The sequence below is a fragment of the Streptomyces adelaidensis genome, assembly GCF_016598475.1.
GTDB classification, from domain to species: Bacteria; Actinomycetota; Actinomycetes; order Streptomycetales; family Streptomycetaceae; genus Streptomyces; species Streptomyces adelaidensis.
The window spans coordinates 100,258-121,889 of sequence record NZ_JAEMUX010000020.1; the positions used below are offsets into that span (position 1 = coordinate 100,258).

23 protein-coding genes and 1 pseudogene are annotated in these 21,632 nt (G+C 69.9%); 12 read left to right on the top strand and 12 right to left on the bottom strand.

The window, feature by feature from the left end:
- Positions 1-10: 10 nt before the first annotated feature.
- The 9 genes from I8N67_RS14530 to I8N67_RS14570 all read left to right on the top strand — a co-directional run bounded on the left by I8N67_RS14530 (position 11) and on the right by I8N67_RS14570 (position 8,250).
- The gene (locus I8N67_RS14530; protein ID WP_200303487.1) at positions 11-328 is read left to right on the top strand and encodes a hypothetical protein; all 318 of its coding nucleotides are present in this window, start codon (positions 11-13) and stop codon (positions 326-328) included.
- On the top strand, positions 325-633 hold the full coding sequence (locus tag I8N67_RS14535) for a hypothetical protein (protein WP_200303488.1): 309 nt from the start codon (positions 325-327) through the stop codon (positions 631-633). The genes I8N67_RS14530 and I8N67_RS14535 overlap by 4 nt, the downstream gene beginning before the upstream one ends.
- Positions 634-727: 94 nt before the next feature.
- Positions 728-2,845 (top strand): FtsK/SpoIIIE domain-containing protein, encoded by a 2,118-nt coding sequence (locus I8N67_RS14540; protein ID WP_200303489.1) that lies wholly within the window; start codon positions 728-730, stop codon positions 2,843-2,845.
- A gap of 204 nt (positions 2,846-3,049) precedes the next feature.
- Positions 3,050-3,502, top strand: a complete 453-nt coding sequence (locus tag I8N67_RS14545; protein ID WP_200303490.1) for a hypothetical protein — start codon at positions 3,050-3,052, stop codon at positions 3,500-3,502.
- Positions 3,503-3,515: 13 nt separating this feature from the next.
- On the top strand, positions 3,516-3,806 hold the full coding sequence (locus tag I8N67_RS14550) for a hypothetical protein (RefSeq protein WP_200303491.1): 291 nt from the start codon (positions 3,516-3,518) through the stop codon (positions 3,804-3,806).
- An 88-nt stretch (positions 3,807-3,894) separates the two neighbouring features.
- A complete protein-coding gene (locus tag I8N67_RS14555) occupies positions 3,895-4,740 on the top strand; it encodes a bifunctional DNA primase/polymerase (protein ID WP_200303492.1) in 846 nt (281 codons plus the stop codon).
- Positions 4,741-4,742: 2 nt separating this feature from the next.
- Positions 4,743-6,218: an AICE element replication initiation protein gene (locus I8N67_RS14560; RefSeq protein ID WP_200303493.1), complete on the top strand. Its 1,476-nt coding sequence runs from the start codon at positions 4,743-4,745 to the stop codon at positions 6,216-6,218.
- A 445-nt stretch (positions 6,219-6,663) separates the two neighbouring features.
- Positions 6,664-6,903 (top strand): helix-turn-helix transcriptional regulator, encoded by a 240-nt coding sequence (locus I8N67_RS14565; RefSeq protein WP_200303494.1) that lies wholly within the window; start codon positions 6,664-6,666, stop codon positions 6,901-6,903.
- Positions 6,904-6,987: 84 nt separating this feature from the next.
- Positions 6,988-8,250: a tyrosine-type recombinase/integrase gene (locus tag I8N67_RS14570; RefSeq protein WP_200303495.1), complete on the top strand. Its 1,263-nt coding sequence runs from the start codon at positions 6,988-6,990 to the stop codon at positions 8,248-8,250.
- Between the two features lie 183 nt (positions 8,251-8,433).
- On the opposite strand, the gene I8N67_RS14575 is transcribed toward I8N67_RS14570, so the two are convergent.
- The 6 genes from I8N67_RS14575 to rpsB all read right to left on the bottom strand — a co-directional run bounded on the left by I8N67_RS14575 (position 8,434) and on the right by rpsB (position 13,821).
- Positions 8,434-8,883, bottom strand: a complete 450-nt coding sequence (locus I8N67_RS14575) for an SRPBCC family protein (RefSeq protein ID WP_200303496.1) — start codon at positions 8,881-8,883, stop codon at positions 8,434-8,436.
- Between the two features lie 150 nt (positions 8,884-9,033).
- Positions 9,034-10,152 carry a phosphatidate cytidylyltransferase gene (locus I8N67_RS14580; RefSeq protein WP_200303497.1) on the bottom strand — a complete coding sequence of 373 codons (1,119 nt, stop codon included), beginning with the start codon at positions 10,150-10,152 and terminating at the stop codon, positions 9,034-9,036.
- Complete coding sequence (frr, locus tag I8N67_RS14585) at positions 10,152-10,709, bottom strand: ribosome recycling factor (protein ID WP_200303498.1); 558 nt, start codon at positions 10,707-10,709, stop codon at positions 10,152-10,154. Before frr ends, I8N67_RS14580 begins: the two co-directional genes overlap by 1 nt.
- Before the next feature lie 154 nt (positions 10,710-10,863).
- The gene (gene pyrH, locus I8N67_RS14590; RefSeq protein ID WP_200303499.1) at positions 10,864-11,622 is read right to left on the bottom strand and encodes a UMP kinase; all 759 of its coding nucleotides are present in this window, start codon (positions 11,620-11,622) and stop codon (positions 10,864-10,866) included.
- 195 nt (positions 11,623-11,817) lie between these two features.
- On the bottom strand, positions 11,818-12,654 hold the full coding sequence (gene tsf / locus I8N67_RS14595) for a translation elongation factor Ts (RefSeq protein WP_200303500.1): 837 nt from the start codon (positions 12,652-12,654) through the stop codon (positions 11,818-11,820).
- Positions 12,655-12,858: 204 nt separating this feature from the next.
- Positions 12,859-13,821, bottom strand: coding sequence for a 30S ribosomal protein S2 (gene rpsB / locus I8N67_RS14600; protein WP_200303501.1), 963 nt, complete (start codon positions 13,819-13,821; stop codon positions 12,859-12,861).
- A gap of 273 nt (positions 13,822-14,094) precedes the next feature.
- Between rpsB and I8N67_RS14605 the strand changes: the two genes are divergently transcribed.
- Positions 14,095-14,679 (top strand): M23 family metallopeptidase, encoded by a 585-nt coding sequence (locus tag I8N67_RS14605; protein ID WP_372443707.1) that lies wholly within the window; start codon positions 14,095-14,097, stop codon positions 14,677-14,679.
- A 910-nt stretch (positions 14,680-15,589) separates the two neighbouring features.
- On the opposite strand, the gene I8N67_RS14610 is transcribed toward I8N67_RS14605, so the two are convergent.
- The 6 genes and pseudogenes from I8N67_RS14610 to I8N67_RS14635 form a co-directional block, all read right to left on the bottom strand.
- Positions 15,590-16,147: a TetR/AcrR family transcriptional regulator gene (locus I8N67_RS14610; RefSeq protein WP_200303518.1), complete on the bottom strand. Its 558-nt coding sequence runs from the start codon at positions 16,145-16,147 to the stop codon at positions 15,590-15,592.
- 150 nt (positions 16,148-16,297) lie between these two features.
- Positions 16,298-17,134, bottom strand: coding sequence for an RNA polymerase sigma factor WhiG (gene whiG / locus I8N67_RS14615; protein ID WP_200303503.1), 837 nt, complete (start codon positions 17,132-17,134; stop codon positions 16,298-16,300).
- 272 nt (positions 17,135-17,406) lie between these two features.
- Positions 17,407-18,567, bottom strand: a complete 1,161-nt coding sequence (gene dprA, locus I8N67_RS14620) for a DNA-processing protein DprA (protein WP_200303504.1) — start codon at positions 18,565-18,567, stop codon at positions 17,407-17,409.
- A 34-nt stretch (positions 18,568-18,601) separates the two neighbouring features.
- Positions 18,602-19,984 (bottom strand): annotated as a pseudogene (locus tag I8N67_RS14625) (YifB family Mg chelatase-like AAA ATPase); the annotation flags it as partial.
- 66 nt (positions 19,985-20,050) lie between these two features.
- On the bottom strand, positions 20,051-20,302 hold the full coding sequence (locus I8N67_RS14630) for a hypothetical protein (protein WP_200303505.1): 252 nt from the start codon (positions 20,300-20,302) through the stop codon (positions 20,051-20,053).
- 155 nt (positions 20,303-20,457) lie between these two features.
- Complete coding sequence (locus I8N67_RS14635) at positions 20,458-20,880, bottom strand: XRE family transcriptional regulator (protein WP_234045688.1); 423 nt, start codon at positions 20,878-20,880, stop codon at positions 20,458-20,460.
- A gap of 289 nt (positions 20,881-21,169) precedes the next feature.
- Between I8N67_RS14635 and I8N67_RS14640 the strand changes: the two genes are divergently transcribed.
- Together I8N67_RS14640 and I8N67_RS14645 are read left to right on the top strand one after the other, a co-directional pair.
- Positions 21,170-21,442, top strand: a complete 273-nt coding sequence (locus I8N67_RS14640) for a helix-turn-helix domain-containing protein (protein ID WP_234045689.1) — start codon at positions 21,170-21,172, stop codon at positions 21,440-21,442.
- Entirely contained in the window at positions 21,439-21,624 is a 186-nt protein-coding gene (locus I8N67_RS14645; protein ID WP_200303508.1) for a hypothetical protein, read from the top strand. The genes I8N67_RS14640 and I8N67_RS14645 overlap by 4 nt, the downstream gene beginning before the upstream one ends.
- Positions 21,625-21,632: the final 8 nt, after the last annotated feature.

Genomic DNA, 21,632 nt, shown 5'->3' on the forward strand with positions numbered 1-21,632 from the left:
TCACTGAACCATGGGCAACTCCGAAATACGCCGCCTTGACCGCGAGATCGAGCGGTCCGCGAAGAAGCTGGAAGCGGTCCGGCGGGGCGAGTGGTGGCCGCTGACCAGCCGTGAACGGCTGTCGATGACCCGCGCGATGGCCAGCGGTGCGCGCAGCGTCCACAAGGGCCGCAGCACGGGCCGCGCCGAGGACCGCATGGACTCCATCGGCTCCGCCGCCGAGATGCGGCTGAACGCGGAGCTGATGGCCCTGCACGGTGAGCGTCAGCGGCTGATCACCGAGGCCGCGCGAGCCAAGGCCGCCAAGAAGAAGTCGAGTTGGTGGTGAACGTCAACTGTGGCCGGTGCCCGGCCGCGCACCAGGACGACCCCGCCCCGTGCGGCGGTCCGCTCGCGGTGCGCGTGCTGGACGCCGTGGGCGTGGGGGTGGACGGGTGCGAGCACCATGGCGCCCGCATGCTCGCCTCCCTCGACCGCGCACGCGTCCACCCCCTGCCCGGCGCCCCGCCCGGTGCGGCCATCCGCGTGTTCCAGGCCGCCGACGGCATCCGCCCCTTCTGCTGGCTGGACGGCCCGCGCATCGAGCCGTCCCAGCTCAGCCGTGCGGAGAACCGCGCCCACCACACCCGCTGAACCGCCCCTCGCCCCGCCCGGCCCCCGGATTGCCGGGCGGGGCCCCCTCGCCGACTTCCCGCCCCGGCCCGGGGCAGTCAGGAGTGCTCCCGTCATGGGTGACACCGTCGTCCACCTGCACAAAGACACCACCCCCGCCGAACCGGCCCCGGTGACCACGCTGACCGTGGTCCCCGACCCCGCCCCTCCCGCGCCCGTCCCGCTGTGGGCGCGTTCCGGGCGGGCGGTGAAGTCGGCCGTCACGCACGAGCGCACCCGCACCGTCGGCCGCGCGGTGGTCCGGCACGGCTCCTACACGTTCAACGGCGGGCGGATCGTGGCCCGCCGCACCTGGGACGGCCGTACCGGGTCCCGCTACGAGCGGATGATCCGCGCCGCCGAAGCGGCGGGGAACCTGGAAGCGGCTGAGGAGTGGGAGGAGCGGTTGCAGCGCTTCCGCGCCGCCCGCCACCACCGCCGCATGGACCTGCTCCACTCCCCGCTGGAGGCCGCCAAGGGCGTGGCCGTCGGTACCGGCATGGGCATCGGGACCCTGGTTGGTCTCGGTGTCGTCATGGCCATCAACAACAGCGACATCGGCGACGTCATCACGCCGCTCGCGGCCACCGTCGACTTCGTCGCCCTGCTCATCCGGATCGTTCAGATCGTGTGGGGCCCGGCGCTCACGATCGGCCCGTTCCTCGCCCTGCTCGCCCTGTGGACGGTCGGCAGCAAGCAGCAGGCCGCACCCCCGTGGGCACTGCCCGCGAACGTCCGCAGCAGCGAGGGTGAGCCGATCACGCCGTCCATCGTGGTCAAGGCGCTGCGCGACCTCGGGGTGCCCGCGCTGCGGGGCGCCATCAAGGAGATGGGAGACGCCGGCGCGTCCATGCTCGGTCCGATCCGGATCGCGGGTTGCGGGGTGGAGGTCGACGTCACCCTGCCGTCGGGGGTGTCGACGAACGAGGTGCAGCAGCGGCGCCGCAAGCTCGCGGAGAACCTGACCCGGCACGAGCACGAGGTGTTCATCACCATCCCCGAGGCCGCGCGCACGGTCCGGCTGTGGGTGGCCGACTCGGGTGCGCTGGATGAGCCGATCGGGCCGTCTCCGCTGGTCACGGACGAGACGATGACCGCTGACTACGCCAAGGGCAAGGCGCCGTGGGGCCAGGACCTGCGCGGCGACACCGCGAGTCTGAGCCTGTATCAGCGCCACCTGCTGATCACCGGTCTGTCGAACCAGGGCAAGACCGTGGCCCTGCGCTCCCTCGCCCTGTGGGTCGCGCTGGACAAGTCGGTGCAGTTCCTCATGGGCGACCTCAAGGGCGTGGGTGACTGGGCCATGTTCGACGGCCTTGCCACCACCCTCATCCAGGGCCCCACCGATGAGCACGTGATCCAGGTGACCGAGATGGTCGAGGGCGCCGTCGACGAGATGAACCGCCGCATCCAGGCCCCGCCCGGCACCACCTTTCCGCCGCTGATCGTGGTGGTTGACGAAGCGCAGGTGGCGTTCATGTGCCCGCTCAAGGACGACGACAAGCGGCCCTATGGCGGAGCCAAGTCCAACTCCCGGTACTTCATGGCCGTCCGGAAGATCCACAACCAGGGTCGGGCGGTGAACGTGCTGATGTGGCAGGGCACCCAGGACCCCACCGACCAGAACCTTCCCAAGCTCGTACGCGAAGGCGCCCACACCCGCGCCTCCCTCGCACTCGGCACCGAGTCCCAGGCCCGCATGGCCCTCGGGGACAAGGCCGTCGACGGCGGCGCCGCCCCCAACATGCTGCGCCCCGGACTCGACCAGGGAACCCTGGTCGTCGCCTCCTCCGGCATCGACATCCCCAAGGGACAGTCCTCCATCACGGTCCGCACGCACTACATCGACGACGACGCGGCCGAAGCCATCACCGACCGCGCCAAGGCCCTGCGCGACGGCGTCACCACCCTGCACGCCATCGAGCGGGACGAGGACCGCGACCCGCTCACCGACATCGCCAGCGTCGTCGGCGACGCGCCCCGCGTGCGGACCAAGGACGTGCTCACACGGCTCGCCACGCTGAACGCGGACGCCTACGGCGGCTGGTCGTTCACCGACCTCAAGCGCGTCCTGGACGACGCCGGACCGGACATCGCCTACAAGTCCGACGGCGTCATGGTCGTCGCCCGCGACCGCCTCACCCGCGCCCTCGCCAACCGCGACAACGAGGGTTCCGCTTCCACCGCCGAATGACAGGGAGCGCACCCCGCGCGGGTCAGGGAGTCAGGGAGAACTCCCTGACTCCCTCCCTGACTCGCTTCCCTGGCCTTGACCTGCACGAATGATCAACCAGGGAGGCAGGGAGGACCCCAGGTCAGACCCCCGAAAACCCCCTCCACACGCCGCCCCCAAGGGGGTGCCCCCGCCTCCCTGACCCACTACCGGAAGGGATTCCGCATGTACCCCGAGAACGGCCACCACCCGCCCGCCGTACGGGCCGTGGAAGTCCACCACCCCACCCCCGCCGTGACGGCGCCGCTCGTGCCCGTCCAGCCGGGCACCATCCCGACCGTTGCGAGCATCGTCCTCCCCGACGGCCGGATCATCACCGGCTACGCCATCGAACCGGCCAAGCCCGAACCGGTCGCGGCCAAGCCGGCCATCTCCCGCGCGGCGGTGAACGTCGCCCTCGGGGGCGTCGGGTTCCTCGCCGTGTGCGGCGGACTGCTGCTGCTCACCACGTTCATCACCGCCCTGACCGCGCTCATCACCCAACTCATCACCCTCGCCGCCGTCATCTTCGGCGGCTGGATCGCCATCCAGGTGTTCAGCGCGGGCGGCCACGGCGAGGGCGGGACCACCGTCAACATCCGCAAGGCCGTCATCAAACGCAACAAGTTCTACGGCTAGGAGGCCAACACCCGTGATGCGACTGCGTATCCAGCGCACCGCGCTGCCCCGCAACGCGCTCATCCTCACCGACACGCCCCGCCCCGACTGCCGCGACTGCGACGGCGTGGGCGGCATCGAGCACGACTACGGCGACTACGAGACCGGCGAGTACGCCGGTACGGACTGGGAGCCCTGCCTCTGCTCGACCGAATGGCGCGTGATCCTGCTGCCCCTGCCGCACCTGCCCCGGTGGCTGCGGCGGCGCCCTCACGTCCCCGACCCGTGGGGCCCGGACGGCTACAGCGACGAACCCCCCTTCTAGCTACGCCAAGGGCGGCCCCCGTCTCGCCAAAGAAGCGGGGCCGCCCTTGCCAACCAGTCCTCAACAGACCTGTTGGAGGTCTCCCAGCATGACGCAACCGACCCACATTCGGCGAGCGCTCGCCCTCGCCGCGCACGGCGTGCCCGTGCTGCCACTGCGGGCCGGGAAGGTGCCGTTCGGCAACTGCCCCGCCTGCGTCGACAACGCGTGCGGCGGGCGGCCGAACATGAAGACCCCCGGCCCCTGCACCTGCCCGCGCCCGTGCCACGGCTGGGCCGCCGGCACTACCGACCCCGACATCCTCACCTCCCCCGCGTGGGCGTCCGCCTGGCGCCAGGCCGCCGCCGTCGCCTACCACCCCGGCGGCGCCGGGATGACCGTCGTCGACCTCGACATCCCCGCCGCCGTCGACTGGGCCCGCGCCACCCTGCCCACCACCCTCACCGTGCCGACGACGCGCGGAGAGCACTGGATCTACCAGGGCGCCATGCGTTCCGTGAACGGCGTCCGCGCCGGTGTCGACATCAAGTCCACGATGTCCTATGCCCGTTGGCTCTGTCCCGGCACCGGCACCACAGCCGCTCTCCCGGACGCTGTGCGCGCGCTGGCAGTAAAGGAACCGTCCACGGCTCGCAGGGCGCCACAGACGCTCACCGTGCCTCTGAGGGGCGGACAGGGGGAATGCCCCCACCGCACGCCCGCCTATCTGGCCCGTGGCATCGCCATGGCAGAGCAGCGCATCACCGAGGCCCACAGCGCGGTCCACGCCACCGTGTACCGGACGTTCCTCGCCGTGCTGTCCGCCCATGGCCGGTGCGGCTGCCTCACCGACGCCCACGTCACCAGGCTGTTCACCGCCGCGCAGGCCAAGGGCGAATCCCCCCGGCACTGCACCGACGCGTGGACCAACGCCCGCACCGCGTTGGGACTGTGACCATGTCCGACGACGAGAAGAACCCCGCCCGCGAGGTCATCACCGACTACGCGCAAGCGCACTTCCGCTACTTCCGCACCGCCGACGGGACCGTATACGCGCAGAAGAACGGGCACCCCGTGGCCCGCCCGATCCGCTCCCAGGGCACGACCGGAAGCCACCGGCAGGAACTCATGGTCGGTCTGTTCAAGGACGGGCGCGGCGTGTTCAACGGGACCGCGCTCAAGGAGGCACTGGACTTGATCGAGGCGCTCGCGCTGACCGAGGACGTACAGCCCGTACACATCCGCGTCGCCCCCGGATTCGACGGCGCGACCTGGCTTGACCTGGGACGTGATGACGGGCAGTCCGTCCGCATCCACCCCACCGGCTGGGACATCCTCACCCCCGACCCGCGCGAGGTCTGCTGGCGGCGCACTCAGCTCACCGGGGAACTGCCCCTGCCCGTCAAGGACACCAACGGCAAGGGCATCGACCTGCTGATGCGCCTGTGCAACTTCGCCAACGCGGAAACCGAGTGCCTGGCCATCGCATGGCTGATCGGCTGTCTGGGTCCGTCCGTGCCCGTCCCGGCGCCGTTCCTCACCGGGCCGCAGGGGGCGGGCAAGTCGACCGGCGGGCGGATGCTCGTGCGGATCATCGAGGGCATGAGCGGTGACCTTCGGCGCGCGCCGAAGGATGAGGAGAACCTGATCGCGGCCGTGGCGGCCGGATGGGTCACAGCCCTGGACAACCTCTCCCACATGACCCCGGACCTGTCCGACGCCATGTGCTGCATCGTCACCGGCGCCGAGAGCGTCAAGCGAGCCCTGTTCACCGACGGGGACGTGTTCCGCGTCGGCTACCGCCGCCCCTTGCTGCTCACCGGTATCGACGTGGGCGTCATCCGTCCCGACCTCGCCGAACGGCTCCTTCCCCTACGGTTGGAGCGGCCCCGGGTGCGGCGGACCGAGGCGGAACTGTGGGCGGAGTACGCGGAGGTTCTGCCCGTCGTTCTCGGCTCGCTCCTGGATCTCACAGTGAAGGTCCGTGCGGTGGAGGCAGAGACCCCCACCGATCTGCGGATGGCGGACTTCGCGCACCTGTGCGCGCAGCTCGACGCGGCCACCGGTCTCGGAGCGCTCCCCGCCTACAGGGCCAGCCTGGACGACCTCAACGACGACGTGATCGAGGGTGACCTCCTCGCGCAGACCGTCCTCCGGCATGCCGAGACCATCGAGCCGGGCGGGGCGCAGCGGATGACGTCCACGGAGTGGCTGCACTGCCTCAGCCTCCTCTACAGCGGGGACGAACTGCGGGCCCTACCCAAGGGGTGGCCGACCACCGGGAAAGTCCTCTCCGACCGTCTCAAGCGCCTCCAGCCCACCCTTGCCGCTCGCGGTCTACTCATCGACACGGGCCGCACCAGCGAGGGCCGCTACCTCGAAATGACCCGCCCGACCACACCGCCCCCACACGTGCAACAGCGCGTTCTCTGACCGCGACCGCCGCTCGCATGGACAAGCAAGAGGAGCACCACCGGCCAGGCGTGCTCCTCTTGCTGTTCGGCGCATGCGCCGCCCAAAGGTCGCGCCGCGACGCGGCTCCTTCTTCACGCTGTGAGGCGCACCGAACGACAACAGACACCCCCTCTCTTGTCCTAAGAGGGAAGACGCTGCGTCATCTGCGTCATGCAGGCAGAGAAACGGCCCCTGACCTGCGGCAACCGGGATGACGCAGACGACCATGTCTGCGTCATTCTGCGTCATCTGCGTCACGGGCTGCGTCACGGATGCCGCAGCCGATGACGCTGCGATGACGCACCCCTCGCCACTGCGTCACACAAAACCGCAGGTCAGAAGCCCAAATGACGCTGATGACGCGATGACGCAGAAATCCGCACCTCGGACACACACGGCCATGCCTTCCCCGCTTGGAGTCCCCATGGCAAAGCCGACAGACCCCGACCCTCGCGCCACGCTCCGGGGCGGCCTACCCGACCGGTACCTCACCCCCGACGACATCGCCGAGATCTTCGAGGTACCCGTCGAAACCGTCTACCAGTGGCGCAAGAAGCGCACCGGTCCGCCCGGCTTCCGCATCGGCAAGTACGTCCGCTACGACCCCGCCGACGTACGCGCCTACGTCACCGACCGCAAGCGCGCCGACCAGGCCGCCGCCTGACACAGCAAACAGCACACCCGTGACACCAGGGAGGGGCACACCGTGCCCCTCCCTTCCCCATGCCCAGAAGGGACCACGCCCTACATGGCAGGCCACATCCAAGACCGCTGGTTCAAGACCGAGACCAACGCCGCCGGCAAGCCGGTCCGCGTCAAGACCGACCGCCACGGCACCGGCATGCGCTACCGGGCCCGGTACATCGGCCCCGACGGCAGCGAGAAGAGCAAGAGCTTCCCCGACCGACAGAAGCGACTCGCTGAGCACTGGCTCAACGAGACCGAGGCCGACATGGCGCGCGGCCAGTACATCGACCCGCGTGCCTCTCGGATCACCTTCAAGGGCTACGCCGAGAAGTGGCTCAAGGCCCACAGCGCGGACTTGTCCAGCCAGATCGTCACCGAACAACGGTTGCGCCTACATGCCTTCCCGGTCGTCGGCACGCGGCCTCTGGACTCATTCCGCCCCGAGCACATCCGCGATCTCGTGAGCGCGCTGGAGGACAACCCGACGGTGAGCGGCGCGTACGCCCGCAACATCTACGGCGACGTTCGAGCCGTGCTGAGCGCGGCCGTGGACGACGGCCTGTTGCCTCGCAACCCGTGCTCCGCGAAGTCCGTCCGTCCGCCGTCGGCAGAGCGCCGGCGCGTTGTGCCGTGGCTGCCGACGCAAGTGCACGCCGTCCGCGCAGCGCTCCCCGAGCGGTACCGGGCCATGGTGGACACGGGCGCGGGGTGCGGACTCCGTCAGGGCGAGATCGTGGGACTCGCTGAGGACGCCCTCGACTTCGAGAGCGGCATCCTGCACGTCGTCCGGCAGGTCAAGCTCATCCGGGGCAAGGCCGTATTCGCTCCGCCGAAGTGCGGTAAGGAGCGGGACGTACCGTTGCCATCGTCGGTGGCCGAGGCTCTGCGTGCCCACATGGACCCCTGCAAGCCGGTTGAGATCACGCTGCCGTGGAGGAAGCCGGACGGCCCGAAGGTGTCGGCCCGTCTGCTCTTCACGAACACCGCGAGCGGGGTCGTGTGGCGCAGCAACTTCAACATCCAGGAGTGGAAGCCCGCCCTCGCGGTGGCTGGGCTCATCCCGGACGCCGGGGAGGATGGCAAGTACGAGTCGGCGCGCGAGCACGGCATGCACGCCCTGAGGCACTTCTACGCGTCCGTTCTGCTGGACGCCGGGGAGAGCATCAAGGCAGTCAGTCAGTACCTTGGGCACACGGACCCGGCGCTGACGCTACGGGTGTACGCGCACCTGATGCCATCGAGTCAAGAACGTACGAGGAAGGCCGTTGACGGGGTGTTCCTGCCCCCTCAGAGCGAGTCTGACGGCCCAGAGACGGCCCAGTAGCCCGAAGCAGGCCCCCGACAGGCGCCAAACGCGCAGGTGGGGGGCCTGTTCGCGTCTGGTGACTGCCAGTTCTCCGGGCTTAGGCATGGCTCATCAAGTGTCGCAGATCATTTGAGCTGTACCCGCGGCCACAGCTGCGCTGCCACGAGGCCATGCCGAGGCGCGGCCTCCCCCCTGGCGGAGCTACGCGGCGCTGTGCTCCAGGTTCTCCTTCAGGTGCTGTTCGTTGCGCGGCAGCTCCTTGCGGATCTGGGGGCGGACGACGAGGGGGACGAGGACCTTGCCGATGCCCTTGCCGTCGAAGCCGACCTCGACGGTCACGCGGGAGCGGCGGCCGCCGTCGATCGGGGTGATCTCGCCGTGCACATGGCCGCGGACGGGGCCGTCGATGCCCTGCAGACCCCAGACCCGCGGTGGCTCGAACTGGGTGAGTTCCATGGTCATCGGGATGTCCCGGCGGCCGAGGTGCCGGGTGATGCGCACCCGGGAGCCGACGCCGACGGGCCCGGGGTCGAGCTGCTCCGTCGCGACCGCGCTCTCCTGCCACTCCGGGATGTGGGAGAACTCGGTGATGTACGCCCAGACATCCTCCGGGCTGCGGTCGATGTCGATCGATTCGCGGAAGTCGGACATGAAGCCCGCCCCCTTCCAGGGTGATCCCCCCTGCGAGGTCCCGCACGAAAATCGTCCCACTCCCTCGCCCGGGGAGCCATGCCAGTGAGTACCAGCAGGCCCCCGCCCTGAAACAGGACGGAGGCCTACAAGGAATCACGTACGCACCCGTCAGCCGGAGCCCACGAACAGCACGAGCAGCAGCCAGACCACCGGGGCGGTCGGCAGGAGCGAGTCCAGGCGGTCCATGATGCCGCCGTGGCCCGGCAGCAGGGTGCCCATGTCCTTGATACCGAGGTCCCGCTTGATCATGGACTCGCCGAGGTCGCCCAGCGTGGCGCTGGCGGCGACGGCGAGGCCGAGGAGCAGGCCCTGCCACCAGGCACCGTCGTCGATGACGAACTGCATCAGCAGCGCGCCCGCGACCATGGCGAAGGCGATCGCACCGAGCAGACCCTCGCGGGTCTTGCCGGGGCTGATGCGCGGCGCGAGCTTGTGCGTGCCGAAGCGCCAGCCGACGGCGTACGCGCCCGTGTCGCTGACGACGGTCAGCACCAGGAACACGAGAACCCGCTGCGGCCCGTCGTCGGCGGCGAGCATGAGCGCGACGAACGTGGCCAGGAACGGCACGTAGAAGGCCGCGAAGACCCCCGCGGTGACGTCCTTGAGGTAGTTGTCCGGCGGTTCCGTCATCCGCCAGACGAGAACGGCGAGCGCGGTGAGCGCCATGGCCACCCAGGCACCCTCCGGCCCGCGCACGTACCCGGCGACGACCATGGCGGCCCCGCCGACCGCGAGCGGCACGAGGGGTGCCTTGATGCCCTTGCGTTCCTGCAGGCGCGAGGTGAGCTCCCACAGGCCGACGACCACGGCGACCGCTATCACGCCGACGAAGACGGCCTTGACGATGAACAGCGACGCCACGATCACCGCGCCGAGTGCGACGCCGACCCCTATGGCGGCGCCCAGGTCACGGCCCGCGCTCTTCTTCTGCGGGGCGGGCTGCGGGGCGTCGGGCATGGGCTCCGGCTTCTGCGGCGCCTCCCCGTGGGGACGCGCCGACTGCGTCTCGTCGCGGAACAGAGGGCCGGCCGGCCGAGCCGTCCCCCGGTCGTCGTCCTGGTTCCCGCCATGCGCGGGTACGTCGGGCACGATGGGCATGGGGCGAGTCTGCTGGGCCTCAGGCGCATCGTATGTGGGACCCGCCGGGGCATGCCCCTGGACAGGTCCCCGGTCGGTCGGCGCCCAGTACCCGGCTTGTGGCGGCGCCCCCCAGGAAGAGTCGTTCATCAGACCTCGAGGAGCTCCGCTTCCTTGTGCTTGAGCAGCTCGTCCACCTGGGCGACGTACTTCGCCGTGGTGTCGTCGAGCTCCTTCTCCGCACGGCGGCCCTCGTCCTCGCCGACCTCGCCGTCCTTGACGAGCTTGTCGATCGCGTCCTTGGCCTTGCGGCGGACCGCGCGGATGGACACCTTGGAGTCCTCGGCCTTGCTCTTCGCGACCTTGATGTAGTCGCGGCGGCGCTCCTCGGTCAGCTCGGGGAACACCACTCGGATGATGTTGCCGTCGTTGCTCGGGTTGACGCCCAGGTCGGAGTCGCGGATCGCCTGCTCGATGTTGCGCAGCGCGGTCTTGTCGAACGGGGTCACCACGGCCATGCGCGGCTCCGGCACGGAGAACGAAGCCAGCTGGTTGATCGGTGTCAGTGCACCGTAGTAGTCGGCCACGATCTTGTTGAACATCGCCGGGTGCGCACGACCGGTGCGGATCGCGGCGAAGTCGTCCTTGGCGACCACGACGGCCTTCTCCATCTTCTCCTCGGCCTCGAGGAGGGTCTCTTCGATCACCACTTGCTCCTGCGTGTCTTGAGTAGGCCCGGCTGCTGTCTCGGTCAGGTCGGCGGCCGGCTGCGTCGCGTCTTGTTCCTGCACGGTTCCCGACCGGCAGGACATTGTCCATCCCCCGGTCAGGCTCCGTCCCCCGGGCAGGGGAAGGACCCGGTCAGGCCCCGCTTCCCTGATCACCCACGAGAGTGCCGATCTTCTCACCCTTGACGGCCCGCGCGATATTGCCCTCCTTGCGAAGCTCGAACACGAGGATCGGAAGCTTGTTGTCGCGGCAGAGCGTGACGGCGGTGGCGTCGGCGACCTTGAGATCGCGGGTGATGACCTCGCCGTAGCCGAGCGAGTCGAACTTGACCGCGTCCGGGTTGGTCTTGGGGTCGGAGTCGTAGACGCCGTCCACGCCGTTCTTGCCCATCAGCAGGGCCTCGGCGTCGATCTCCAGGGCGCGCTGGGCGGCGGTGGTGTCGGTGGAGAAGTAGGGCATGCCCATACCGGCGCCGAAGATGACCACACGGCCCTTCTCCAGGTGGCGCACGGCCCGCAGCGGGATGTACGGCTCGGCGACCTGGCCCATGGTGATGGCGGTCTGGACCCGGCTGTCGATCCCCTCCTTCTCCAGGAAGTCCTGGAGGGCGAGGCAGTTCATGACCGTGCCGAGCATGCCCATGTAGTCGGAGCGGGCGCGGTCCATGCCGCGTTGCTGGAGTTCGGCGCCGCGGAAGAAGTTGCCGCCGCCGATGACGACCGCGATCTCTGCTCCGTCGCGCACGACGGCCGCGATCTCCCGGGCGATGGCGTGCACCACGTCCGGGTCGACGCCAAGGCCACCGCCCCCGGAGAACGCCTCTCCAGACAGCTTCAGCAGATACCGGCCGCGTACTTTGCCGTCGTCGCTCTTCTCGGGCTTGGTGGTCATGGAGATCTCGCCTCTTTACGTGTCGCACATACGAAGAAGGCCATTGCCGATGGGGTGGTGTTCGCATCCCATGCGCGGCAATGGCCTCCTCGTCAGATCTGCTGTCGTCCGTCGCGCGTCACGCGCACACGTGGCGGCGTACGCGAACGACTGGACCCGACCCTATCGGGGCCGGGTGCCCGTCGCGTAACGGACTCAGATGCCGACCTTGATGCGCGTGAAGCGCTTCAGGGTGACACCGGCCTCGTCCAGGACCTTCTGGACGGACTTCTTGTTGTCCAGCGCGTACGGCTGGCCGAGCAGCGTGGCGTCCTTGAAGAAGCCGTTGAGGCGACCCTCGACGATCTTCGGCAGGGCGGCCTCGGGCTTGCCTTCGGCGCGGGTGGTCTCCTCGGCGACGCGGCGCTCGGACTCGACGACCTCGGCCGGCACGTCCTCCTTGGCGAGGTACTTCGGCGCGAAGGCGGCGATATGCTGGGCGATGCCCTTGGCGACGGCGGCGTCGGCCTTGTCCAGCTCGACCAGGACACCGATCTGCGGGGGCAGGTCGGGCATGGTGCGGTGCATGTAGGCGAAGACGAAACCGTCGGCGTACTGCGCGAAGCGGTCGAGGACGATCTTCTCGCCGAGGTTGGCGTTGGCCTCGTCGACGTACGCCTGGACGGTCTTGCCGGCCTCGATCTCGGAGGCGAGCAGGGCCCCGATGTCGGCCGGGGAGGTCTTGGCGGCGTGCTCGGCGATCGCGGCGGCGACGGCCTGGAACTTCTCGCCCTTGGCGACGAAGTCCGTCTCGCACTTCAGCTCGACGAGGACACCGGAGGTGTTGTCGTCGGCGATGATGGAGACGACGGCGCCGTTCTCGGCGGAGCGGCCCTCGCGCTTGGCGACGCCCTTCTGGCCCTTGATGCGCAGGGCCTCGACGGCCTTGTCGACGCTGCCTTCGGCCTCGTCCAGGGCCTTCTTGCAGTCCATCATGCCGGCGCCGGTGAGCTCACGGAGCTTCTTGACGTCAGCGGCGGTGTAGTTCGCCATGATCTGTGAATCTCTTCTCGGAGTTCGAAGTCTCGAAGTCGGCGTCCGCCGCCGCTCGTGGGGCGGCGTCCGCCGAAGATCTACGGGCTGCGGAGATCTACGGCCACGAAAGATCCAGTGGCTGTGGATGAACGGCGGGTGGCGTGCTCGGCGCCACCCGCCGTCATCTCAGCCGTACGACTGAAGGTCGGGCGACCGTGAAGGTCAGACCTGCTCGGCGTCCGCGGCCGGAGCCTCGACAGCCGGAGCCTCGTCGGCCGAAGCCTCGACAGCGGTCTCGACCGGCGCCTCGGCGGCGGGGGCCTCGACAGCGGCCTCGGCCGGCGCCTCGGCGGCAGCCTCAGCCGGAGCCTCGGCTGTGGCCTCAGCGGCGGCCGGGGCCTCGTCCGCCTTCTTCTCGCCCTCGAGCAGGTCGCGCTCCCACGCGGCCAGCGGCTCGCCCGCGGCCTTGTCGCCCTTGTCACCGGTGGCGACACCGGAGCGGGAGATGAGGCCCTCGGCAACCGCGTCCGCGATCACACGGGTGAGCAGCGTGACGGAGCGGATCGCGTCGTCGTTGCCGGGGATCTTGTAGTCGACCTCGTCGGGGTCGCAGTTGGTGTCGAGGATGGCGACGACCGGGATGTTGAGCTTCCGGGCCTCGCCGACCGCGATGTGCTCCTTCTTGGTGTCCACGATCCAGACGGCGCTGGGCACCTTCTGCATCTCGCGGATACCACCGAGGGTCTTCTCCAGCTTGGCCTTCTCGCGCGAGAGCACGAGAAGTTCCTTCTTGGTCAGACCCGACGCGGCGACGTCCTCGAAGTCGATCTGCTCAAGCTCCTTGAGGCGCTGCAGACGCTTGTAGACGGTCGAGAAGTTGGTGAGCATGCCGCCCAGCCAGCGCTGGTTGACGTAGGGCATGCCGACGCGGGTGGCCTGCTCGGCGATGGCCTCCTGCGCCTGCTTCTTCGTGCCGACGAACATGACCGTGCCGCCGTGGGCGACGGTCTCCTTGACGAACTCGTAGGCGCGGTCGATGTACGACAGCGACTGGAGCAGGTCGATGATGTAGATGCCGTTGCGCTCCGTGAAGATGAAGCGCTTCATCTTCGGGTTCCAACGACGGGTCTGGTGACCGAAGTGGACGCCGCTTTCCAGCAGCTCCCGCATCGTGACGACGGCCATGGCCGTTCTCCTTGAATTTCTCGGTTGTGCCGCGGGTACCGGTCGGCACCCGCGCCTGACGCCCGCGATGCGCCGTTGCCACGAAGGACCGAGGGGCGCTGATACGGACCACAGACGGGCCTCGTACCGGGGCGTGCGAAGTCGACCCGGTGACCCGGATCGCCACCAGAAGTGTACGGGACCCACGAGGCCCCGGGTGACGCCGATATCCACAACCAGTGAGTACTCCACAGATCCCGGCCATGATCGAGCCACTCGCGGGACGCTTTCGCCATGTCTCACGAGATGTCTCACGAACGAGCGAAACGACTGGTGTGCACGTGGCTGGGGTTGCTGATGTGCGTGACGGCGCTGCTTCTCCTCGCGCCGAGGGCCGGCGCGAGGACGGCGCCGCCTGCCACCGAAGAGCCGGTCCCGGTCCTCGGCCGCACCTGGCCCGTCGGCCTCCGCCCCCTGGTGGTCCACGCCTGGGAACCCCCGCCGACGACCTACGCCCGGGGCCACCGAGGCGTCGACCTGTCCGCCCCGGCCGGCTCCCCGGTACGAGCGGTCGCGGCGGGCCGGGTGTCCTTCGCGGGCCGGGTCGCGGGCCGAGGAGTCATCTCGGTCGAACTGACAGGCTCCGGCGACCCACCCCTGCGCACGACCTACGAACCGGTACGCGCGTCCGCGAAGAAGGGCGACGAGGTGGCCCCGGGCGACGTACTGGGCACCCTGGAACCCTCCCCGTCCCACTGCCCGACAGCCTGCCTCCACTGGGGCCTACGCCGAGCGGACACCTACCTGAATCCCTTGTCACTACTACCCCCCTGGCTCCTGAGAAGGGGCCCCTCACGCCTACTGCCCGTACCCGAGTGACGGACCCGACCGCCACCGGCGGGACCACCGAGGAGCCACCTCAGCCCCGACGGTCACCGGCGGTGCCGCCGAGGCGGCTCCTCCCGCGCCCAGCCGCCTCAGCGGCCCGGTGCCCGACCCCCGAGTCCCGGCTGCGGGACGCCGCGGCGCCAAGGCGGCTACCCACCCGAGCAGCGGCATTGGGCGGCACACCGGTCACCAGTCCTGGCCGCGGGCAGTCGTGCCGCCATGGCGGCTGCCCGCCCGAACAGCGGAACGGCGCGACGCCCTGACCCCCAGCGCCGGCTCGGGACAGCAACGACACGAGGCGCCACCCTCACCACCAGTCCCAGTCGAGGGCAACTGCCCATCCCAGAGACAACACGAGGCGCCGCCTGGTCCCCCAGCGCCGGCTCGGGACAGCAACTGTCCGCTCCAGCAACGGCACGGGTCGACGTCCTGACCGGCAACCCGTTCGGGGGCAACTGCCCACCCAGCAACAACATGAGGGGACACCCTGCCCCCGGTTCAGGGCACCTGCCCGCCCGCGCGGCCGCGCTGGGAAGCGTTCCTGGCCAACGGCCCCACGCGACGCCCTCGTTCCGCTGAAGCAGCCGCCCGGCCAAGAGGGCGGCGCCATCCGTAACCGCGGGCAGTCGTGCCGCTGGGGCGGCACGGGTGGGCGCGGCGGCACCCGGCAAGCGCCGGTGAGCGAAACCCCGGCCCCAGCTCGACCCCGGCGTGGCCGCACAGGACGCCATAGCTATCGCCGTGCCTGGCTGCGAGCACCCGCCAAGCGCCGGTGAACGAAACCCCAGCCGAGCTCAACCCCGGCACCGGACGCCCGAGCCGCAGAGGCTCAGTCCACCCGAGCCGCAGACGCCCAGCCCACCCAAGCCGCAAAGGCTCAGCCCACCAGAGCCACGAAGGCTCAGCCCCGTACCCCCCGCAGAGCCATCGCCACAGCCGCGTCGGTGATGGAGGTCGGCTCCTCCGCCGCCCCCAGTTCGATCCTGCGCACGGCCGCGTCGACAACGCCCTGCAACAGCATCGCGGCCAGCCGAGGCTCCGTGTGCCCCAACCCCGCGAGGGCCTCCACGATCATCGCGACGAGCCCACCGTGCGCGGCCCGGATCTTCTCCCGGGCACCGGCGTCCAGTTCGCTCGCCGAGATCGCGACGACGGCCCGGTGCCGCCGGTCCCCCACCAGCTCCAGCTGTTGACGGACGTACGCCTCGACCTTGTCCTCGGGCCGGTCGACGGCGGCCATAGCCGCCTCGACCTCGGCCGCCCACACGGGAAAGTCGACCTCGCACAGCTCCTCGACCACGGCGGCCCGCGACCGGAAGTACTCGTACACGGACGACCGCGCCAGCCCCGTGCGCTCGGCGAGCGCCGGGAACGTCAACGCCTCCGTCCCGCCCTCGGACAACAGGGACCGAGCCGCGTCCAGCAGGGCGGCTCGCTGCATCGACCGGTGCTCGGCCACGGAGGCCGCTCGAATCCTTGGCACGTCAACCACTTTACGGACGGACCGCCGACCACGGGAGGGCCTTCCCCCGACCGGCCCCCGCCAAGGCCCGCACGCGACCCGTGTCCGGCCAGGTCGAACCCGGGGGCCGGGTCCGGTCCGACCGCGTCAGCGGCCGAAACTCGCCAGCTTCCCCCGCAGCTGCAGCACCGACTTCGTGTGGATCTGGCTCACCCGGCTCTCGGTGACTCCCAGCACGTTCCCGATCTCGGCGAGCGTGAGCCCCTCGTAGTAGTAGAGCGTGACGACGGTCTTCTCCCGCTCGGGCAGGGTATTGATCGCCCGCGCCAGGAACCTCCGCAGCTCCCGGTCCTCGGCGACCTCGACCGGATTGTCCGCAGCCGTGTCCTCCAGCGTGTCCATCAGGCTCAGCCGGTCGCCGCCCTCACCGCCGGCATGCAGCAGCTCCTCCAGCGCCACCACGTTGGCCAGCGACAACTGACTGAAGACGGAGTGGAGTTCGTCGACGGGGATGCCCATCTCGGCAGCGACCTCGACCTCGGTCGGGGTGCGTCTGAGCCGCGACTCCAGCGTGGCGTAGGCCCGCTCCACGTTGCGCGCCTTCTGCCGCACCGACCGGGGGATCCAGTCCAGCGCGCGCAGCTCGTCGATCATGGCGCCCCGGATCCGGGTGATCGCGTACGTCTCGAACTTGATCTCCCGCTCGATGTCGAACTTCTCGATCGCGTCGATGAGCCCGAAGACCCCGGAGGAGACGAAGTCGGCCTGCTCGACGTTGGCCGGCAAGCCGACGCTCACCCGGCCCGCGACGTACTTCACCAGGGGTGAGTAGTGGAGGATCAACTGCTCGCGCAGCCGTTCGTCGCCCGTCGTCTTGTACGTCCGCCAGAGCTCGTCGAGTGTCGAGGGGGCGGGCGGGCGGACGGTGCCGCGGGCGGCGGGGGGAGCCGCCGCCCGGTCAGACCCGGAGGTGTGCTGGGGCATTCGTCGCCTTGTGCCGTTCTGCCGTGAACTGGGGGTGCCTGGGTGAGCTGTCGGTCTGATGTCGAGATGCCTGTCCTGAGTCGGAATCCTCGTGAGCGTAGCGTGACTGAGGAGTCGCAGTGTGCGAAGGACGAGGGATCCCCCGTGCGCAGATACGTTCCGCTGGCCGTCCCGCAGGGTCACACCGGTCGCGCTGTGTGATCTTCGCGGGACGCCAACTGCCGGAAACCGCAAGGCCGTCGGCGTTCCCCCGGACGGCCGAACACGCTCGGTCAACTTCGCCTCCGATCCGACAAGACGGAGATCATCGCCTGGCGTGTCAACTTCCAGCCGTCGCCGTGTCGTTCGACGTAACCAAGTGATCGGAGCTCGTACAGTCTCCCGACCGCGTCGTCCTCCGTCGTCCCCGCGCCCCGGGCGACCTCGGCGGCGGCCGCGCTCCCCCGTCCCGGCAGCGCGGCCAGCACCTGCCGCGCACCGGGTTCCAGCAGGTCACGGGGGAGCACAGGGCCCTGCCGGTCGGGGGCCAGCTCTCCCATGTCACCGACCAGTTCGACGACTTCGGCAGCGTCGGACACGAGCACCGCGTCGCCCCGCAGAAGTTCGTGCACGCCGGCCGACAGGGCCGAGGTCGCCGGCCCGGGAACACCCATCGTGAAGCGCCCCAATCGCTGCGCGGCCCGCGCCGTGGTCAGCGCACCACTGCGGTAGGCCGCCTCCACGACCACGGTCCCCCTGGTGAGGGCGGCGATGACCCGGTTGCGCAGGATGAACCGGCTCGGCGTCGGATGCTCCCCCGGCGGCAATTCTCCGACCACCAGCCCCTGTTCCGCGATCCTGTTGATCAACTGCACATGCCCCCGCGGATAGGGCCGGTCCACCCCGCAGGCCAGCACGGCGACGGTCGCCCCACCGACCCCGAGCACTCCCCGGTGAGCGGCCCCGTCCACCCCGTAGGCCCCGCCGGACACGACCACCCACCCCCGCTCGGCCAATCCGGCGCCCAGCACGGCCGCCATGTGGGCCCCGTACTCCGTGCAGGCACGGGCGCCCACCACGGCCACGGACCGCAACGCCCACATCCGCGCGTTGGCCCTGCCCCGCACCCACAGCCCGATCGGCCGCCCGTCCCCGAGATCGTCCAGCTGCCCGGGCCACTCGGCGTCCCCGGGCACCAGGAACCGTCCCCCGGCCTCCCTCGCGAGGGCCAGGTCCCCTTCCGGGTCGGCGCGCCCGGCGCGGGCGCACAGGCCCGCCCACCGCTTCTCCGAGGCCTCCGGCAGCGGTCGTCCGCCCCCCGAGAGACTCCGCACCACTTCGCGGGCACCCAGTTCCCGCAGCCACCGCCCGCCGAGCTCGTCCCCGGGCTCGATGACACGGGCGAGGAAGGCCCGGTCGAGCCGCTCGGCATCGGGCACACCGCCGCCGGTCATGGTTCACCCGCCGACGAGCCGCGCTTCCCGGGCCTCATGTCAGTGCCCCGATCGCCATCGGCACCCCACGGGGAACTCCGGTGCGCAATTGCAGGGCCAGGTTGACGTCCGTCGCGTCGGGCCGGTCATGGCCGACGAGGTCCGCCACGGTCCAAGCCACCCGGAGAACCCGGTCCAGCCCGCGCGCGGTCAGCACCCCCCGCTCCAGGCAGCGCTCCGCTTCGTCCATCGCGCCGGACGCGGCATGCCACCGACTGCGCAGTTCGCGTCCCGGGACCTCGCTGTTGGTCCGCCAGGGCGTGCCGAGCAGCCGTACGGACGCCCGCTCCCTGGCCGCGCGCACCCGGTCGGCCACCGTCGCCGTGGGCTCGCCCCTGGCGCCGCGCCCGGTGAGTTCGGACCGGGTGACCCGGTCCACCTCGACCCGGAGGTCGACCCGGTCCAGCAGCGGCCCGGAGAGCCGCGACTGATAGCGGCGGACCAAGGAGGGCGGGCACTCGCACAGGTCGTCCGTGCGTGAGAAGCGGCCGCAGGGACAGGGATTCGCGGCGAGGACCATCATGAACTTCGCCGGGAACCGCACGACCCCCGCGCTGCGCGCGATCACGACATGTCCCGCCTCCAGCGGCTGCCGCAGGGCGTCCAGGGAATGGCTGCTGAACTCAGGGGTCTCGTCGAGGAAGAGCACTCCGCGGTGGGCGAGGGAGACCGCGCCGGGCCGTGCGATGCCCTGCCCGCCGCCGACGAGGGCCTGCATCGTGGCCGAGTGGTGAGGGGCGCAGTAGGGCGCCACGTCGACCAGCGGATTCCCGGCCGGCAGCAGACCGGCGATCGAATGGACCGCCGTGACCTCCAGTGACTCCTCCCGGCCCAGCGGGGGCAGAATGGCCGGGAGCCGTTCGGCGAGCATCGTCTTGCCGGCGCCCGGCGGGCCTTCCAGGAAGAGGTGGTGCCCGCCGGCCGCCGAGACCTCCACGGCGGTCCGGGCCGCGAGCTGTCCGACGACATCCGCGAGGTCATGGCCCTGGTCCTGGTGCGCTGCGCCGGCGTGCATACCGGTGGCCGCCCCCGTGCCCGGCAGGCGCAGTCCCGCCATGAGGGGGTCGGGGCGGCCCACGTCGGGTTCCTCGTCCGGCACGGGTTCGTCCGCCAGGACGGCGATCAACTGCCGCAGGGTGCGTACACCCAGCACCGAGACGCCCGGCACCAGTGCGGCCTCCGCGGCGGCGCACTCCGGCACCACCACCTGCTCGTACCCGGCCTGGGCGGCGGCCAGCACGGCGGGCAGGATGCCCCGTACCGGCCGTACCCGACCGTCGAGTCCCAGTTCGCCGATCATCACGAGGTCGGCGAGCACCCGCGGATCGATCCGCTCGGAGGCTCCCAGGACCGCACAGGCGACCGCCAGGTCGAAGCCCAGGGAAAGGCAGTTTTAAAGCCGCAGGCTGTATGCCTGCGGCTTCAAAGTGGGGGTTGGGTTGACTTAGCGGGCGTCGGGCCAGTTCTGCGCCCACCAGCCCTCTCTCACAATCTGCTGGAACAGCTCGACCAGCTCGCCCCTGGCCTGCTCGCTGATGTGCTCCTTGGACGCGAGCCAGGTGAAGGAACCTTCCTGCTCCACTCCGGCAATGGCCCGCCCTCCGGGGAGACTGCCGACCAGTTCCATCCGGATCTCCGGCTGGAGTGGTGCCTCTTGTGACTCATCGTCACCCTGCTGAGTGTCCTCGTCCGCCATCTCGCGCTCGCCTCCACTGCTCACAACCCGGCGCTCGCACATATACCCGAGCGCCTGGTTGAGCTGACCCCTTTGCGCCCCCCAGGCGGATCACCGACTGTGCCACACCGATCAGGCTGTGACCAGAGGGAATCAATGGGTAACGGAAAGTCGTACTATTCGCCCGAGTTCCCGTCACCCTGAGTACGCCTACGGGCAAAGGTTTCCGCGATGTCGGCGTACTGCCGGCGCTCCTCCTCGGTCATCTCCTCAGCCCGGGCAACGATGATTCGCGTGGTGAAGTCCTCGCTCCACGCCACCGAGGAATCGACTGCCGGGTCGTAACCGAAGAACTGCCGGAACATGGCGGCCTGAATGATCTTCATCGGGAGCGTGTAGCCGATCGAGATCGCCTTCAGGCGCTCCTGCTTGGGTGGGTCGACAGCCTTGCCGAGCTCCACCTTGGAGAGCCAGCCGAACTTGGCCTGCTCGCCACTGTCGGGGTCGATGCAGAGCTTTTCCATGTCGCGCAGGCTCTTGCCGAGCTCGGCGCGCCGAGCCTTCAGCAGGTCGGTGAAGTCGGTCCGCTGCTCAGTCATGGCGTGCATTGTGCCCCTTCTCTGGCCCCGTAGTGACGCCTGATGTCTACGTTACGGCTTTTGATCACCGAGCAAATAGCAGGTCAGCGGACGCAACCGTTCACGACCCTGCACAGAGTGTCTACGGAAACAGGCCTCCGGCGCTATCCCTTCCGGATGCGATGACTCAATCTTGCCCGCACTGTGCGTTTGCGTAGACAGTGCGTCTACAGGCATGTACTGTCGGTCTTGTTCACGGAAACGCACATCGCGTCTACGGAGGTAGATAGTGCGCCCCCAACAGCAATACATGGTCCTCGTGAGCTGCGACCTCCTGGTCATGCTCATGGAGCGCACCGGAGACGGACGCGAAGTCAGCGTCCGAGAACTCGCCGACGCGGCCGGATGCCACCCCAGCAAGATCGACGCCCTTCGCAACGGGCGCCGCGAAAAGTCCCTCCACCCCGAGGCCATGGCAATTGCCAAACGGCTTGGAGTGGACCTCCTCGTCCTTTGGAAGCCGACCGGCCGCACCGTCGAAGCCCCCGTCGAGAACGACCACCTCACCGCGGTCTCCGCATGAGTGACGTACCGGAGTTCTCCCGCGAGAGAGCGGAGCGACTGCTCGGGCCGGCTGCCGTTGCGAGGGCCCGCCAGATCGCCGATGCCGCGCCTCCTCTTCGCCCGGAGGTGCGTGAGCAGTTGCGGGCGGTGTTCGCCTCGGCCCGCACTGCCAGGCCCCTGCCGGCGGCCGACGCCGCCTGATCCCACAT